Genomic DNA, 15,861 nt, shown 5'->3' on the forward strand with positions numbered 1-15,861 from the left:
ACGTGCCTCTTCCCCGTGTGCTCTCCGGCATCCAGCCGACGGCGGGTTCCTTCCACCTCGGGAACCACCTGGGTGCCCTGCGGCAGTGGGTGAACCTGCAGGAGACGACGGAGGCCTTCTACTGCGTCGTCGACCTGCACGCGATCACCGTCGCCCAGGACCCGGCGGAGCTGCGGCGCAACACCCTGGTCTCGGCCGCCCAGCTGCTCGCGCTCGGCGTCGACCCCGCGCGCAGCGCGCTGTTCGTGCAGAGCCACGTGCCGGAGCACCTGCAGCTGTCGTGGGTCCTGGAGTGCCTCACCGGGTTCGGCGAGGCCAGCCGGATGACCCAGTTCAAGGACAAGAGCCAGCGCGAGGGGACGGCGGGCACGACCGTCGGCCTGTTCACCTACCCGGTGCTCATGGCCGCCGACATCCTCGTCTACCAGGCGCAGCAGGTCCCCGTCGGCGACGACCAGCGCCAGCACCTCGAGCTGACCCGTGACCTCGCGATCCGGTTCAACGGCCGCTTCGGCGACACCTTCCCCGTCCCGGAGGGCTTCATCCCCGAGGGGGCGGCGCGGGTGATGGACCTGCAGTCACCGGACAAGAAGATGAGCAAGAGCCTCCCCCCGGCCGGGTGCATCTTCCTGCTCGACGACCCCAAGGTGACGGCGAAGAAGATCCGCTCGGCGGTCACCGACACCGGCCGCGAGATCGTGGCCGACCCGGTCGGCAAGCCCGGGATCACCAACCTGCTGACCATCCACAGCGCGCTGTCGGGGGAGACCGTCGCCCAGCTGGAGGAGCGGTTCAGCGGCCGCGGGTACGGCGACCTGAAGAAGGAGCTCGCCGAGGTCGTCGTCGACTTCGTGACGCCGGTGCGGGAGCGGACGCAGGAGCTGCTCGACGACCGGGCCGAGCTGGAGCGGGTGCTCGCCGCCGGTGCGGCCCGCGCCCGGGAGGTCGCCGCCGGCACCGTCGCGGCCGTCTACGACCGGGTCGGCTTCCTCCCGCCGAGCGGAGCGGGCGCGTGAACGACGACACCTTCGTGCCGCGCAGTCGAAGCCTGCCCCCGGAGACCGCCGTCCTCGGGGTGGTCGTCCCCATCCCCGAGCCCTGGTCGCAGCTGTTCGTCGACTGGCGCACCAAGGTCGGCGACCCGCAGGCGAGCCTGGTCCCGCCGCACGTGACCCTGCTGCCGCCCACCGAGGTGGTCGCCGCCGACCGGCCGGCCATCAGCGCGCACCTGGCGTCCGTGGCGGCCAGCCACCCGCCGTTCGACATGCACCTGTCGGGCACTGGCACCTTCTCGCCGGTCTCCGAGGTGGTGTTCGTGGCCGTGGCCCGCGGCATCGGCAACTGCGAGCTCATCGCCAACGACGTCCGCTGCGGCCCCCTGGCGCGCTCGCTGACCTACCCGTACCACCCGCACGTCACCGTCGCCCACGACGTCCCGCCCGACATGCTCGACCTCGCCTACTGCGGGCTGAGCGACCTGTCGGCGCAGTTCCGGGTCCGCCACTTCACCGAGTTCGAGCAGAACGCCGACGGCTCGTGGGTCGTCGCCCGGGAGTACCCGCTCACCGGTCCGCCCCGCTGACAGGGGACGCCTCGGGCGGCCGCTGGTCCTGGCTCACCCGGCTGACCGACAGGTGGGACGCGCTCGTCACCGGCCTGCGCCGCCGCCTCCCCTGGCTGGACCACCTCGCCCGCGCGGGGGGCCGCTACCGGCGCACCCAGGGCGACCTCATGGCCGCCGGCGTCACCTACTTCGTGTTCCTCGGGCTGGTCCCCGTGCTGCTCCTGGTGGCGGCGACCATCGGGCTGGTCCTCGCCGGCGACGAGCTGCTGCAGCAGGAGCTGTACGCGGCGATCCGCGACGCCTTCCCCGGCTCGACGGGCCGGCAGATCGTGGGGGAGCTGCGCGGGGCGGTGGGGTCGGCCGGCGTCGTCGGCGTCATCGGGCTCGCCGGGTTCCTCTACGCCGGGCTCCGGGCCATGGACAAGCTGCGCGTCGGCATGGAGCGCATCTGGAAGGGCCGTGCCGACGAGCCGGAGTTCCTCCGCGACAACGTGCAGGACCTCCTCGCGCTGCTGGCCCTCGGGGTCGCCGGGCTGCTCAGCCTCGGCTTCACCGGCGTGGTCACCCAGGCCACCGGCTGGCTGCTCGGCCTGCTCGGGCTCGAGGACGCGCCCGGCCTGCCGGTGCTCACCGCGGTGCTGGGGCTCGCGCTGGCGCTCGGCACCGACGTCGTGGTCTTCCTGTGGCTGCTCAAGGTGGTGCCCTCGACGTCGCACCCGCTGCGGCGGCTGCTGCCCGGCGCCCTGTTCGGCGCGGCCGGGTTCGAGGTGATGAAACTCCTCGGCAGCCTCTACCTCTCCCTGATCTCCGGCAGCGTCACCGCGTCGGCCTTCGGCGGGGCCGTCGGCATCCTCGTGTGGCTGAACACCGTCTGCCGGTTCGCGTTCTTCACCGCCGCGTGGACGGCGACCCTGCCCCGGGTCCAGGAGGCGGCGCCGGCGGTTCCGGACCGCCCGGAGCCGGTGGTGCCGCCGGCCGACCGCTGACCGGCGGCTGCGCGACCGGCACCCGGCGGACGGCCCGGCGACGGCCCACCACGGTGGCGAGGACGAGCCCGACCGCGGCGGCCCCCAGCCCCAGTGCCAGCAGTGGGGGGTCCCCGGCCGGCTCGCCGGCGGCCGCGGTCTCCGGCACGGGCCGGACGGCCGGCGGAGTCGTCGTCGGCGGGGCGGTGCTCGTGGGAGGCGGGACGTCGGCCGCGGAGTCGACCAGCACGCCCACCCCCGGCGCGCCGGCGGGGACGGCGAAACCCCAGTCGAGCAGCAGCGCGGCCTGGTCGGCGGCGCGCAGCGGCACGTGCTCGGTGTTCATCACGCTGACGACCAGGCGGCGGCCGTCGCGCTCGGCGGCGGTGACGTAGGTGTGCCGCGCGGCGTCGGTGAACCCCGTCTTGCCGCCGAGGTCGCCCGGGTAGCGGGTGAGCAGCGGGTTCTCGTTCTGGATCTGGTAGCCCTCGGAGCGTCCCTCCACCGGCGGCATCTGGGCGACCGGCGTCTGCAGGATGGCGGCGGTGCGCGGGTCGGCGACCAGCCGGCGGAAGACCAGTGCCAGGTCGTAGGGGGAGGAGGTCTGGCCCGCCACGTCCAGCCCGGACGGCGAACCGGCGACGGTGTCGAACGCGCCGATCGCCGCCGCGGTCTCGTTCATCGCCCGCACGGTGACGTCGAGACCGCCGGCGGCGCGGGCCAGGGCGTTGGCCGCGTCGTTGCCCGACTGCATCACCAGCGCCTCGAACAGCAGCGAGACCGGGTAGTGCCCACCGGCCACCATCCCGACCCGGCTGCCCTCCATGTTCTCGTCCTCGACGGTGCCCTCGACGACCGTGGCGGGGTCCAGCAGCGGCACGAGGGTGAGCAGGGTCAGCGTCTTGAGCGTGCTGGCCGGGTAGTAGCGGCCGTGCGGGTCGCGGGCGGCCAGGACCACGCCGCTGCCGGCGTCGGCCACCAGCCACCCCGCCGCGGTCAGCCCCTCGGGCAGCGGGCCGGCCCCCTCGGTGACGACGGTGCCCCGGGTGTCCAGCCCCTCGCCGCCGACGGTGACACCGCCCGGGCCGTACCCCTGCGGTGGGCCGCCGGCCAGCGGTGCGGTGGGTGTGGGCGCGGCCGGGTCGGCGGTCGGGCGGGGGGCCTCGGCCAGCGCGGGTGCGGCCCCGGCCAGCAGCGTCCCGGCGGTGAGGACGGCGGCCAGCCCCGCCCGCAGCCGCCGTCGTCCCATGGCCCCGACGCTAGCGCCGGTGCCACCCGGACCGGCGCCGAGCCGTTCCGGTGGTCCACGCCACTGGTGGGCAGCCCCTTCGCAACGATCGCGTCTCGGTCTCCCGGGGAGGGGGCGGCGGTGCCGCCGCCCGCGGTTAGCGTGCGCTGGTCGCGCGTGCGGCGGGCCGGCGTGCCGGTCCCCGGCGTGTGGCCCCGGATGACACCGGGACGGGCCCGGTTCCCCGCGGACCCGTCCCCCCAGAGAGGAGACCGTCTTGCGCCGAGCGCGGAGGATGAAGGCCGCGGCGTTGCTGCTGGCCGGCAGCATGGCCCTGGCGGCCTGCGCCAGCGACGAGGAGGGCGGCGGCAGCGCCAACGGCGGCGGGTCCGGCGGCGGCGGTGAGAGCAGCGAGCTGCAGATCGGCCTGGCCTTCGACACCGGCGGCCGCGGCGACCGCTCGTTCAACGACTCGGCCGTGGCCGGCGTCGAGGCCGCCATCGAGGAGCACGGTGGCGAGGTCACCGAGCTGTCCCCGAACGCCGACGCCTCCAACCGCGCCGACCTGCTCACCCAGCTGGCCGACCAGGGCTTCAACCCGATCATCGCCGTCGGCTTCGCCTACAGCGACGTGATCGGCGAGGTCGCCCAGCAGTACCCCGACGTCACCTTCGCCCAGGTCGACGGCTCGGTCGAGGACGCGGGCAGCCCCGAGAACCTCACCGGTCTGCTGTTCGCCGAGGAGCAGGGCTCCTTCCTCGCCGGCGTCGCCGCCGCCCTGAAGAGCGAGACCGGCCACATCGGCTTCGTCGGCGGCGTCGAGACCCCGCTGATCCAGAAGTTCGAGGCGGGCTACGTGGCCGGCGCGCAGGCGGTCAACCCGCAGATCATCATCGACCGGCAGTACATCTCGCCGGCCGGTGACTTCTCCGGCTTCAACGACCCGGCCCGCGGCCAGATCGTGGCGCAGGGCATGTACGACGCCGGCGCCGACATCGTGTACCACGCGGCCGGCGGCTCGGGCATCGGCGTCTTCCAGGCCGCCGCCGCCTCCGGTGGTCGCGCCATCGGCGTCGACTCCGACCAGTACCAGACGGTCGACGACCCCGCCCAGCAGGCGGTGATCATGACCTCGATGCTCAAGCGCGTGGACGTGGCCGTCGAGACCTTCATCGGTGAGTTCGTCGACGGCAACGTCACCGGCGGCCAGGACGAGGTCTACGACCTCGAGGCCGACGGCGTCGGCCTGGCCACCACCGGTGGCTTCATCGACGACATCCAGAGCGACATCGACGGGTACCGGCAGCAGATCATCGACGGCACGATCACGGTCCCCACGACCCCGTGACGCCGATCGGCTGACCACGCACGACCGACCGCGGGTCCGGGGGCACGCGCCCCCGGGCCCGCTGTCGTGAGCGGGGGACCCTGCCCGCCCGATCGCGCCCCCCGGTGCGCGATCATGCGGCGGGCCGGTGGGACCCGGCGGAGCGGTGGCGAGCGGTCGATCCCGCGCCACCGATGCAGCAGAGTGGACGTGCCCGGCACACCCGCGGGGCGCGCAGCGAGGGAGAGGGCGCACGATGCCGCCAGAAGACGGGGCCACAGCCGGCGTGCCGTCGGGGGAGCCACCGGGCACCGCGGACGGCGGGGCCGCGCCGCTGGCCGTGGAGCTGCGCGGCATCACCAAGCGCTTCCCGGGCGTCGTGGCCAACAAGGACATCGAGCTGCGGGTCCGCCACGGTGAGGTGCACGCCATCGTGGGCGAGAACGGCGCCGGCAAGTCCACGCTGATGAAGACCCTCTACGGGGAGCACCGGCCGGACGAGGGCAGCATCGCCATCGACGGCCGCGAGGTGCACTTCCGCAGCCCGTCGGACGCCATCGCCGCCGGCATCGGGATGGTCCACCAGCACTTCATGCTGGCCGACAACTTCACCGTGCTGGAGAACATCGTCCTCGGCAGCGAGCCCACCCGCGGCGGCCGGCTGGACCACGCGGAGGCCCGCCGCCGCATCCAGGACATCTCCGAGCGCTACAACCTCGGGCTGCGTCCCGACGCGCTCGTCGAGGACCTCGGCGTCGGCGACCGGCAGCGGGTCGAGATCGCCAAGGTGCTCTACCGCGACGCCCGCACGCTGATCCTCGACGAGCCCACCGCCGTCCTCGTGCCGCAGGAGGTCGACGAGCTGTTCGGCAACCTGGCCGAGCTCAAGCGCGAGGGCCTCACGGTCATCTTCATCTCGCACAAGCTGGACGAGGTGCGGAAGGTCGCCGACTCGATCACCGTCATCCGGCGCGGCACGACGGTGGGCACCGCCGACCCGAGGACGACGTCGAGCCGGGAACTGGCCGAGATGATGGTCGGCGCCGAGCTGCCCTCGCCGGAGACCCGCACCTCCACCGTCCGCGACACCCCCGTGCTCGAGCTGCGCGGGGTCACCGTGGCCGGCATCGGCGGCCGCGCGCTCGTCGACGCGGTCGACCTCACCGTCCGCGAGGGCGAGGTCGTCGGGATCGCCGGCGTCGAGGGCAACGGCCAGTCCGAGCTGATCGACGCCGTCATGGGCCTGCGCGAGGTCTCCGCCGGCACGGTGGTGCTCGGCGGGGAGGACATGAGCGCCTGGAGCACCCGCGTCCGCCGGGAGGCCGGGCTGGGTTTCATCCCCGAGGACCGGCACCGCCAGGGCATGCTGCTGGACGCCTCGCTCTGGGAGAACCGGATCCTCGGCCACCAGACCCGCCCGCCGGCGGTGAAGGGACCGTTCATCGACCGCAAGGGCGCCCGCGCCGACACCGAGCGGATCATGCGCGAGTACGACGTGCGCGCCCCCGGGCCGGACACCCTCGCCGTCGCCCTGTCCGGCGGCAACCAGCAGAAGCTGATCGTCGGGCGGGAGATGAGCGCGCAGCCGCGGCTGCTGCTGGCGGCCCACCCCACCCGCGGCGTGGACGTCGGCGCCCAGGCGGTCATCTGGGGCCTGCTCAAGGACGCCCGCGCCGCCGGCATGGGCATCCTGCTGGTCTCCGCCGACCTCGACGAGCTCATCGGCCTGTCGGACACGCTGCACGTCATGCTGCGCGGCCGGCTCGTGGCCACCCTGGACCCGGCCACGGTCACCCCCGAGGAGCTGGGCGGGCACATGACCGGCGGCCGGACGACGGCGGGTGCGGCATGAGCCTGCTGCGCCGCCTGGGCCCCACCGTGCTGGCCCCGGTCCTGGCCGTCGTCGTCGCGATCGTCATCTCCGGGCTGGTCATGGCCGCCCTGCAGGTGGACCCGCTGCGGGTGTTCGCGGTCATGCTCGACTTCGGCGACACCCCCACCCAGCAGGTCACCGCGATGGTGGTGGTGCTCAACCGGGCCGTGCCGCTGTTCCTCGCCGGGCTGGCCGTCGCCGTCGCGTTCCGCATGGGCCTGTTCAACATCGGCGTGGAGGGGCAGTACCGGCTGGCCACGATCATGGCCGCCGCGGTCGGGGCCGCGGTCGCGCTGCCCGGACCGCTGCACGTGCTGCTCATCGTGGTCGTCGCGATGGCCGTGGCCGCGATCTGGGCGGGCATCGTCGCCGTGCTCAAGGTGACCCGCGGCGTCAGCGAGGTCATCAGCTCGATCATGCTCAACTTCATCGCGCTGGGCATCGCGTCGTTCCTGCTCACCGGCCCGTTCCGGGGCAGCCCGGAGGGCGCGTCGATCATCAGCACCGCGGAGATCCCCGAGTCCGGGTGGATGCCGGGCCTCAACGGCGTCTTCGACCTGTTCGGCCTGGCCAACCCGCCGCGGCAGCTCTACGGCTTCCTGCTCGTGGCGGTGGTCGTGGGCGTCGTGATCGCGGTCCTGCTCAACCGCACCCGGTTCGGCTTCGACCTGCGGGCCACCGGCCTCTCGCCGTCGGCGGCGCGGGCCAGCGGCGTGGACGCCCGCGCGATGGTGGTCAAGACCATGCTGCTGTCGGGGGCGGTGGCCGGGCTGATCGGCCTGCCCGACCTGCTCGGCACGACCCACAGCTACACCACCGACTTCACCGCGGGCCTGGGCTTCCTCGGCATCGCCGTGGCACTGCTCGGCCGCAACAACCCGGTGGGCATCGCGTTCGCCGCGCTGCTGTTCGCCTTCCTCGACCGGGCGCTGGTGCCGCTGCAGATCGCGGACTTCCCGTCGTCGGTGGTCACGATCATCCAGGGCACGATCGTGCTCGCCGTGGTCATCTCCAACGAGGTGGCCCGGCGGATCGCGCTGCGCGCCGCGGAGCGCGGCTCGGCGCAGGCCGGCCCCGCACCCGTGACCGGCGACGGCAGCAGCGGACCAGGACAGACCACGGACGGCGGGGGTGCCGGGACCGGCGCGGGCGTCAGCCCGACCACCGGCGCCGGCCGGCAGACCGACGAGCGGCAGGGGACCGGGGCATGAACGCACCCCACTCGAGCGCTCCGACGGCGCTCCACGCTCCCGCGGGGGGCCTGGCATGAGCACCGTCGTGACCTCGCAGGACACCCGGCCCGCGCGCGGCCCGGTCGGGGAGCTGTTCCTCGGCGGCGGCCGCGCCCGCCGGATCACCTGGCTGGCGGTGGGCGCGCTCGTGCTCGTCTCCGCGGTCCGCGTGATCAGCGGTGAGCAGGCGCTCACGTCGTCGTCCACCATCTCCGCGGCGCTGCTGCTGGCCGTGCCGATCGGACTGGCCGCCCTCGGCGGCCTGTTCTCCGAGCGGGCCGGCGTGGTCAACATCGGCCTCGACGGGATGATGACCCTCGGCACCTGGGGCGCGGGCTTCGCCGGCTACCAGTGGGGCTGGGGCGCGGCGCTGGTGGGTGGGCTGCTGTTCGGCGCGCTCGGCGGCCTGCTGCACGCGGTGGCCACGGTGACCTTCGGCGTGGACCACGTGGTCTCCGGCGTGGCGATCAACATCCTCGCCGCGGGCGTCGTGCGCTTCCTCTCCGAGCTGTACTACACCGACAACCCGGCCGGGGGTGGCGTCACGCAGTCGCCGGCGATCACGGGCAACCAGCCGGAGTTCTCGGTGCCCGTGCTCTCCTCGGGCCCCGACCTGCTCGGGGACCTCGAGCGGCAGGGCTGGTTCCTCGTCAGCGACCTCGCCGGCGTCCTGCGCGGGCTCACCAGCGGCGTCGGGCTGCTCACCGTGCTGGCGGTGCTGCTGGTCCCGGCGTCCTACCTGCTGCTGTGGCGCACCGCCTTCGGGCTGCGGCTGCGCTCGTGCGGCGAGAACCCGGCGGCCGCGGACTCCCTCGGCGTGCCGGTGTACCGCCTGAAGTACGTCGCCGTGGTCATCTCCGGCGCGCTGGCCGGCATGGGCGGGGTGTTCCTGGTCTTCATCGCCGGCATCTACCGGGAGGGGCAGACCAACGGCCGCGGCTTCATCGGCCTGGCCGCGCTGATCTTCGGCAACTGGCGGCCCGGCGGGCTGGCGGCCGGCGCCGGCCTGTTCGGCTTCGCCGACGCGCTGCAGCTGCGCAGCCGGTCGGCGGTGGTGGCGCTGTTCCTGCTGGTCGCGGTCCTGCTGGCCGGCGTCGCCGTCTGGCAGGCGGTGCACCGGCGCGCGGTGCGCGCGGTGCTGGCCGCCGTCGTCGCCGCCGGGGCCCTGACCGGGTTCCTGACCATCGACCAGCTGGCCCCCGGCCTGGTGTCGTTCACCCCGCACCTCACCACGCTGCTGGTGCTGTCGCTGGCCTCCCAGCGACTACGGATGCCCAAGGCCGACGGGCTCGTGTACCGACGAGGAGAGCACTAGTGATCGAGCCGGACTGGGACGCGCTGCGCTCGGCGGCGCGGGAGGCGATGACCCACGCCTACGCCCCCTACTCGCGGTTCCCCGTGGGGGTCGCGGGCCTGGTGGACGACGGGCGGGTGGTCACCGGCTGCAACGTCGAGAACGCCTCCTACGGGGTGGGCCTGTGCGCCGAGTGCGGCATGGTCAGCGACCTGGCGCGCACCGGTGGCGGCCGGCTGGTCGCGGTCGCCTGCGTGGGTGGGGACGGGCAGCCGCTCATGCCGTGCGGCCGGTGCCGGCAGCTGCTGTGGGAGCACGGGGGCCCGGACATGCTCATCGAGACCGTCTCCCTCGGCATCGTGCCGATGCGGGAGGTGCTGCCGGACGCCTTCGGTCCGGACGACCTGGTCGCGGCCGCGCAGCGGGAGGGCCGGGCGTGAGCGCCTTCGACGCGATCGACGTCATCCGGGCCAAGCGGGACGGCGTCGGGCTCAGCGCCGAGCAGATCCGCTGGGTGGTCGACGCCTACACCGCGGGCAGCGTGCCCGACGAGCAGATGAGCGCGCTGCTCATGGCGGTGTTCTTCCGCGGGATGTCGGCCGACGAGCTGGCCGTCTGGACCCAGGCCATGATCGACTCCGGCGAGCGCAAGGACCTCTCGTCGCTGGGCCGTCCCACCGCCGACAAGCACTCCACCGGCGGCGTCGGCGACAAGACCACCCTGCCGCTGGCGCCGCTGGTCGCCGCCTGCGGGGTGGCGGTGCCGCAGCTGTCGGGGCGGGGGCTGGGCCACACCGGCGGCACGCTGGACAAGCTGGAGGCGATCCCGGGCTGGCGGGCCGACGTGCACGAGGAGGCCTACCTGGCGCAGCTGCGCGAGGTGGGCGCGGTGATCTGCGCGGCCGGCCACGACCTCGCCCCGGCGGACAAGAAGCTCTACGCGCTGCGCGACGTCACCGGCACCGTCGAGTCGATCCCGCTGATCGCCAGCTCGATCATGAGCAAGAAGATCGCCGAGGGCGCCGACGCGCTGGTGCTCGACGTCAAGACCGGCTCGGGTGCGTTCATGAAGGACCCCGACGCCTCCCGCGAGCTGGCCCGCACGATGGTCGGCCTCGGTGAGGCGGCCGGCGTGCGCACCGTGGCCCTGGTGACGGCGATGGACCGGCCGCTGGGCCGGGCCGCGGGCAACGCCGTCGAGGTGGCCGAGTCGGTGGAGGTGCTCGCCGGTGGCGGGCCGGCCGACGTCGTCGAGCTGACCCTCGCCCTGGCGCGCGAGATGCTCGCCGGCGCCGGGCGGCCGGACGTCGACCCGGCCGAGGCCCTGCGCGACGGCCGGGCGATGGACGTCTGGCGCCGGATGGTCGGCGCCCAGGGCGGCGACCCCGACGCGCCGCTGCCGCAGCCGGCCGAGAAGCACGTCGTCCCGGCGCCGGCGACCGGCACGCTCACCCGCCTGGACGCCTACGCCCTCGGCGTGGCCGCGTGGCGGCTGGGCGCCGGGCGGGCCCGCAAGGAGGACCCCGTCTCGGCGGCCGCGGGCGTCACCTGGACCGCCGGGGTGGGGGAGCAGGTCACCGCCGGGCAGCCGCTGCTGGAGCTGCACACCGACGACCCGGCGCGCATCGAGCGGGCGCTGGCGGCCCTCGACGGCGCCATCGGGGTCGACACCGACGACGTCCCGCTGCCGCTGGTCCTCGACCGCATCACCGCCTGAGCGGGGTGTCAGGGACGCGTTCTCCGCGCCCTGGCACTCCACCCGGCGGCGGGCCCACAGGCGCGGAGAGGACACTGACCCCTCGTGACCCGAACGCCCGCCGCGACCGCACCCGGTGCGGTGCAGCCCGCGACGCCCCTGGACCCCGACGCCGCCATCTCGGTGCGCGGCCTGGTCAAGCGCTACGGCGAGAGCACCGCCGTGGCCGGGCTGGACCTCGACATCCGGCGCGGGGAGATCTTCGCGCTGCTCGGCCCGAACGGCGCCGGCAAGACCACCACGGTCGAGGTGCTCGAGGGCTACCGGCAGCGCGACGGCGGCGACGTCCGGGTGCTGGGCGTGGACCCGGCCACCGGCGGCCGGCGCTGGAAGGCCGACATCGGCATCGTGCTGCAGTCCGGCGCCGGCGACAGCCAGCTGACCTGCCTGGAGCTGCTGCGGGCGCAGGCGTCCTACTACGCCGACCCGCGCGATCCGGCGGAGGTCCTGGAGCTGGTGGGCCTGACGGAGAAGGCCGGGTCGCGGGGCCGCACCCTGTCCGGCGGGCAGCGGCGCCGGCTCGACGTCGCCCTCGGCATCATCGGCCGCCCCAAGCTGCTGTTCCTCGACGAGCCGACGACCGGCTTCGACCCGGAGGCCCGTCGCCAGTTCTGGTCGCTGATCCGGTCCCTGCGCGACCTGGGGACGACGATGCTGCTGACCACCCACTACCTGGACGAGGCCGAGGAGCTGGCCGACCGGGTCGGCGTCATCGCCCGCGGCCGGCTGGTCGAGGTCGCCGTGCCCCGCGAGCTGGGCGGCCGGGGCCAGGCGCCGGCCGTGGTCAGCTGGACCGAGGACGGCGCGCGGCGGACCGCCGAGACCGACGTCCCCACCGCGTTCGTGCAGGAGCTGGCCGCCCGCTTCCCGGGCGAGGTGCCCGACCTCGCCGTCGCCCGGCCCACGCTCGAGGACGTGTACCTGCGGATGATCGGGGAGCCGGCGTGACCGCGACCACGCAGCGCCCGCTGCCCTCGGTCGGCAGCGTCTGCCGCACCCGTGCAGGCGTGGAGCTCAAGGAGTTCTTCCGCCAGCGCGAGTCGGTCGTCTTCACGCTGATGTTCCCGGTGATCCTGCTGCTGGTCTTCGGGGCGGTGCTCGACTACGACCTGGGCAGCGGCGTCTCCTTCACCCAGTACTTCATGGCCGGGGTCATCGCGGCCGGCATCCTCGGCGCCAGCCTGCAGAACATGGCGATCAGCATCGCCACCGAGCGCTCCGACGGGACGCTCAAGGGCCTGGCCGGGACGCCGATGCCCAAGAGCGCCTTCTTCGTCGGCAAGGTGGTGCAGGTCCTCGTCGTCACCCTGGCGATCGTGGTCGTCCTGCTGGCCATCGGCACGGTGTTCTACGACGTCGACCTGCCCTCGGGTGCCGACTGGCTGACCTTCGCCTGGGTCGCCGCGCTCGGCTCGGCGGCGTGCACGCTGCTGGGCATCGCGGTGTCCAGCTTGGCCCGCAACGGCCGGTCGGCCTCGGCCACGGTCACCCCCGTCGCGCTGGTGCTGCAGTTCATCTCCGGGGTCTTCTTCCAGTTCAGCGAGGTCCCGACCTGGCTGCAGACCGTCGCCGCCGTCTTCCCGCTGAAGTGGATGGCCCAGGGCCTGCGGTCGGTGTTCCTCCCCGACGCGCTCGCCGCCCAGGAGCCGGCCGGCACCTGGGAGCTGGGCCGGGTCGCCCTCGTGCTCGGCATCTGGTGCGTCGTCGGCCTCGTGCTGTGCGTCAAGACCTTCCGCTGGCAGGACCGCTGACGCTGCCGTCCCCGGCTCACGTCCGCGCGGGCCCCGGACGACAATGACCCGGTGCCCGCACCACTGACGTCCGAGACCCTCCGCCGCGCCCCGAAGGTCCTGCTCCACGACCACCTGGACGGCGGGCTGCGGCCGCAGACGGTGCTCGAGCTCGCCGACGCGTCCGGCTACCGCGGCCTGCCCGCGGACGACGCCGACGACCTGGGCCGCTGGTTCCGGCAGGCCGCCGACTCCGGCTCACTGGTGCGGTACCTGGAGACGTTCGCGCACACCGTCGCGGTGATGCAGCGCCCCGAGGGCGTCGCCCGGGTCGCCCGGGAGTGCGCGCTCGACCTCGCCGCCGACGGGGTCGTCTACGCCGAGGTGCGCATGGCCCCGGAGCTGCTCACGGCCGAGGGCACGCCGATCGAGGAGGCCGTGGAGGCGATCCTCGACGGCTTCCGCCAGGGCAGCGCGGACGCCGCGGCGGCCGGCACCCCGATCACCGTCGGCACCCTGCTGTGCGCCATGCGGCAGAACGACCGCTGGGACGAGGTGGCGCAACTCGTCGTCCGCCACCGGGACGCCGGGGTGGTCGGGTTCGACCTGGCGGGGCCCGAGATCGGCTTCCCGCCGGACCGGCACCCCTCGGCGATCACCCTGCTGGACCGCGCCGGCGCGCACCGCACCGTCCACGCCGGTGAGGCGGCCGGCATCGACAGCATCGCGGCGGCCCTGGACGGCGCCCGAGCGGAGCGGCTCGGGCACGGCGTCCGCATCGCCGACGAGGTGGCCGCCGACGGCTCGCTCGGCCCGGTCGCCAAGCGGGTCCGGGAGGACCAGGTGACCCTCGAGGTGGCGCCGTCGTCCAACGTGCAGACCGGCGCCTACCCGTCGCTGGCCGAGCACCCGGTGGGCCGCCTGCACCGGCTCGGCTTCGCCGTCACCGTCAACACCGACAACCGGCTGATGAGCGGGGTGTCGGCGACCAGCGAGCTGGCCGACGTGGTGGCGACCTGCGGCTGGGGCTGGGACGACGTGCAGACGGTCACCGAGCGTGCGCTGCGGGCGGCCTTCGTCGGCGAGACGGAGCGGGCGCGGCTGCTGGCCGAGGTCGTCCGGCCCGGCTTCGCCGCCCTGCGCGGGTGAGGGTGGCGCGGGCCACCCCCGGCTCGGGAACAGCCGGGCGACCTGCGCTGCTACCTTGAGTGCACCGGCACTCGCCGGTCATCCTCCGGACGGTCCGTCCGGGTAAGAGCGCATCCGTGCAGATCCGGGCGTCACAGCTGACGTGAGCGATCGCCAGTGAGGACGCCGGTCGACGGCGTCTCCGCATGACCACGGGACGCGCCCGAGAAGCATCGGAGTCCCACACCCGTATGACCACGTTCGACGCTGTCGACGTCCAGACCACCCCTGAGATCGCCCCCGAGGTCGAGGCCCCCGCCGGCCCCACCTTCGGTCAGCTGGGCCTGCCCCAGCAGCTGGTGACCGCCCTCGAGCGGCGCGGCATCCGCCACCCCTTCGCCATCCAGACCTCGGCCCTGCCCGACGCGCTGGCCGGCCGTGACGTCCTCGGCAAGGCCGCCACCGGCTCGGGCAAGACCCTCGCCTTCGGCCTGCCGCTGCTGGCCCGCATCGGGGCCGACGTGAAGACCGGCCGGCGCGCCCCGCGCGGCCTGGTCCTCGTGCCGACCCGCGAGCTCGCCCAGCAGGTGCACGACAACCTGGCGCCCCTCGGCCAGGCCATCGGTGTCCAGCTCGCCACCGTCTACGGCGGCGCGCCCATGTACCGCCAGATCCAGCAGCTGCGCCGCGGCGTCGACGTCGTCATCGCCACCCCCGGCCGGCTGCAGGACCTGATCAGCCAGGGCGAGGCGACCCTCGACGAGGTCGTCGTCACCGTGCTCGACGAGGCCGACTTCATGGCCGACCTCGGCTTCCTGCCGGTCGTCAAGGAGCTGCTCGACCAGACCGTCCCGGACGCCCAGCGGCTGCTGTTCTCGGCCACGCTGGACGGCGAGGTCGACGCCCTGGTCCGCCGCTACCTGAAGGACCCGGCCCGGCACGAGGTCAAGCGCGCCGGGGACGACGCCCCGCCGGCCGAGCACCTCGCGTTCAGCCTCGCCTTCCGCGACAAGCTGCAGGTGGCCACCGAGCTGGCCTCCCGCCCCGGCCGCACGATCGTGTTCGCGCGGACCCAGCTCGGCGTGGACCGGCTCACCGAGAACCTGCAGGCCGCCGGCATCAAGGCCCAGGCCATCCACGGCGGGCTGCCGCAGTCGGCGCGCAAGCGCGCGCTGGAGGCGTTCACCGACGCCCGCAGCCCGGTCCTCGTCGCCACCGACGTCGCCGCCCGCGGCATCCACGTCGACGACGTCTCGCTGGTCCTGCACTACGACCCGCCGACGGACGCCAAGACCTACCTGCACCGGTCGGGCCGCACCGCCCGCGCGGGTGCCGCCGGCGTCGTCGTCTCGCTGCTGCTGCCCGACCAGGTGGGCCAGGCCAAGCGCCGGTTCCGCTCGGCCAAGGTGGACCCGGTCGTCGACCGGATCCGCCCGGGCGACGCCCCGATCGCCGAGCTCGTCGCCAGCGGCGTGCACGTCGAGCCGGTCGAGCGCCCGGTGCGCGAGTCCCGCCGTCCGGCCGGCTCCGGCCCGCGGCGTCCGCGCCGCGAGGGCGACCGGCCGCGTCGTGACGGTGACCGGCCCCGCCGTCCCTACGGTGACCGTCCCCGCCGGGACGGCGACCGTCCGGTGGGCGAGCGGTCGGAGCGCCCGCGCCGCGACGGCGAGCGCTCCTACGGCGACCGCCGGCCCAGCGGCTACCGCGGCCAGGGTGGCCGTCCCAGCCGGTCGGCGGACTTCTCCAGCTGATCCACAGTACGAC

General features: G+C 74.5%; 14 protein-coding genes. 13 read left to right on the forward strand and 1 reads right to left on the reverse strand.

Features of this window, described 5'->3' with window-relative positions; genetic code table 11:
• Window positions 1-2 precede the first annotated feature (2 nt).
• Genes trpS through ACI79E_RS06165 form a run of 3 tightly spaced genes read left to right on the forward strand, consistent with a single transcriptional unit; the run spans window position 3 to window position 2,550 of the window.
• A complete protein-coding gene (trpS, locus tag ACI79E_RS06155; protein ID WP_456931643.1) occupies window positions 3-1,016 on the forward strand; it encodes a tryptophan--tRNA ligase in 1,014 nt (337 codons plus the stop codon).
• A complete protein-coding gene (locus tag ACI79E_RS06160; protein WP_456931644.1) occupies window positions 1,013-1,582 on the forward strand; it encodes a 2'-5' RNA ligase family protein in 570 nt (189 codons plus the stop codon). The genes trpS and ACI79E_RS06160 overlap by 4 nt, the downstream gene beginning before the upstream one ends.
• Window positions 1,537-2,550 (forward strand): YihY/virulence factor BrkB family protein, encoded by a 1,014-nt coding sequence (locus ACI79E_RS06165; RefSeq protein WP_456931645.1) that lies wholly within the window; start codon window positions 1,537-1,539, stop codon window positions 2,548-2,550. The genes ACI79E_RS06160 and ACI79E_RS06165 overlap by 46 nt, the downstream gene beginning before the upstream one ends.
• Here the strand turns inward: ACI79E_RS06165 and ACI79E_RS06170 are convergent.
• Window positions 2,453-3,778 (reverse strand): D-alanyl-D-alanine carboxypeptidase family protein, encoded by a 1,326-nt coding sequence (locus tag ACI79E_RS06170; protein ID WP_456931646.1) that lies wholly within the window; start codon window positions 3,776-3,778, stop codon window positions 2,453-2,455. The genes ACI79E_RS06165 and ACI79E_RS06170 overlap by 98 nt on opposite strands.
• A 256-nt stretch (window positions 3,779-4,034) precedes the next feature.
• Between ACI79E_RS06170 and ACI79E_RS06175 the strand changes: the two genes are divergently transcribed.
• The 10 genes from ACI79E_RS06175 (at window position 4,035) to ACI79E_RS06220 (ending at window position 15,848) form a co-directional block, all read left to right on the forward strand.
• Entirely contained in the window at window positions 4,035-5,105 is a 1,071-nt protein-coding gene (locus ACI79E_RS06175) for a BMP family lipoprotein (RefSeq protein ID WP_456931647.1), read from the forward strand.
• 235 nt (window positions 5,106-5,340) lie between these two features.
• The gene (locus ACI79E_RS06180; RefSeq protein ID WP_456931648.1) at window positions 5,341-6,936 is read left to right on the forward strand and encodes an ABC transporter ATP-binding protein; all 1,596 of its coding nucleotides are present in this window, start codon (window positions 5,341-5,343) and stop codon (window positions 6,934-6,936) included.
• The gene (locus ACI79E_RS06185; protein ID WP_456931649.1) at window positions 6,933-8,168 is read left to right on the forward strand and encodes an ABC transporter permease; all 1,236 of its coding nucleotides are present in this window, start codon (window positions 6,933-6,935) and stop codon (window positions 8,166-8,168) included. Before ACI79E_RS06180 ends, ACI79E_RS06185 begins: the two co-directional genes overlap by 4 nt.
• A 55-nt stretch (window positions 8,169-8,223) precedes the next feature.
• Window positions 8,224-9,504 carry an ABC transporter permease gene (locus tag ACI79E_RS06190; protein ID WP_456931650.1) on the forward strand — a complete coding sequence of 427 codons (1,281 nt, stop codon included), beginning with the start codon at window positions 8,224-8,226 and terminating at the stop codon, window positions 9,502-9,504.
• Window positions 9,504-9,923 carry a cytidine deaminase gene (locus ACI79E_RS06195; protein WP_456931651.1) on the forward strand — a complete coding sequence of 140 codons (420 nt, stop codon included), beginning with the start codon at window positions 9,504-9,506 and terminating at the stop codon, window positions 9,921-9,923. The genes ACI79E_RS06190 and ACI79E_RS06195 overlap by 1 nt, the downstream gene beginning before the upstream one ends.
• Window positions 9,920-11,200, forward strand: a complete 1,281-nt coding sequence (locus ACI79E_RS06200) for a thymidine phosphorylase (RefSeq protein ID WP_456931652.1) — start codon at window positions 9,920-9,922, stop codon at window positions 11,198-11,200. Before ACI79E_RS06195 ends, ACI79E_RS06200 begins: the two co-directional genes overlap by 4 nt.
• Window positions 11,201-11,284: 84 nt before the next feature.
• The gene (locus tag ACI79E_RS06205; protein ID WP_456931653.1) at window positions 11,285-12,187 is read left to right on the forward strand and encodes an ABC transporter ATP-binding protein; all 903 of its coding nucleotides are present in this window, start codon (window positions 11,285-11,287) and stop codon (window positions 12,185-12,187) included.
• A complete protein-coding gene (locus ACI79E_RS06210) occupies window positions 12,184-12,990 on the forward strand; it encodes an ABC transporter permease (RefSeq protein ID WP_456931654.1) in 807 nt (268 codons plus the stop codon). The genes ACI79E_RS06205 and ACI79E_RS06210 overlap by 4 nt, the downstream gene beginning before the upstream one ends.
• Window positions 12,991-13,041: 51 nt before the next feature.
• The gene (locus tag ACI79E_RS06215) at window positions 13,042-14,118 is read left to right on the forward strand and encodes an adenosine deaminase (RefSeq protein ID WP_456931655.1); all 1,077 of its coding nucleotides are present in this window, start codon (window positions 13,042-13,044) and stop codon (window positions 14,116-14,118) included.
• A 230-nt stretch (window positions 14,119-14,348) separates the two neighbouring features.
• On the forward strand, window positions 14,349-15,848 hold the full coding sequence (locus ACI79E_RS06220; protein ID WP_456931656.1) for a DEAD/DEAH box helicase: 1,500 nt from the start codon (window positions 14,349-14,351) through the stop codon (window positions 15,846-15,848).
• Window positions 15,849-15,861 lie beyond the last annotated feature (13 nt).

Source organism: Geodermatophilus sp. SYSU D00079 (assembly GCF_054050635.1).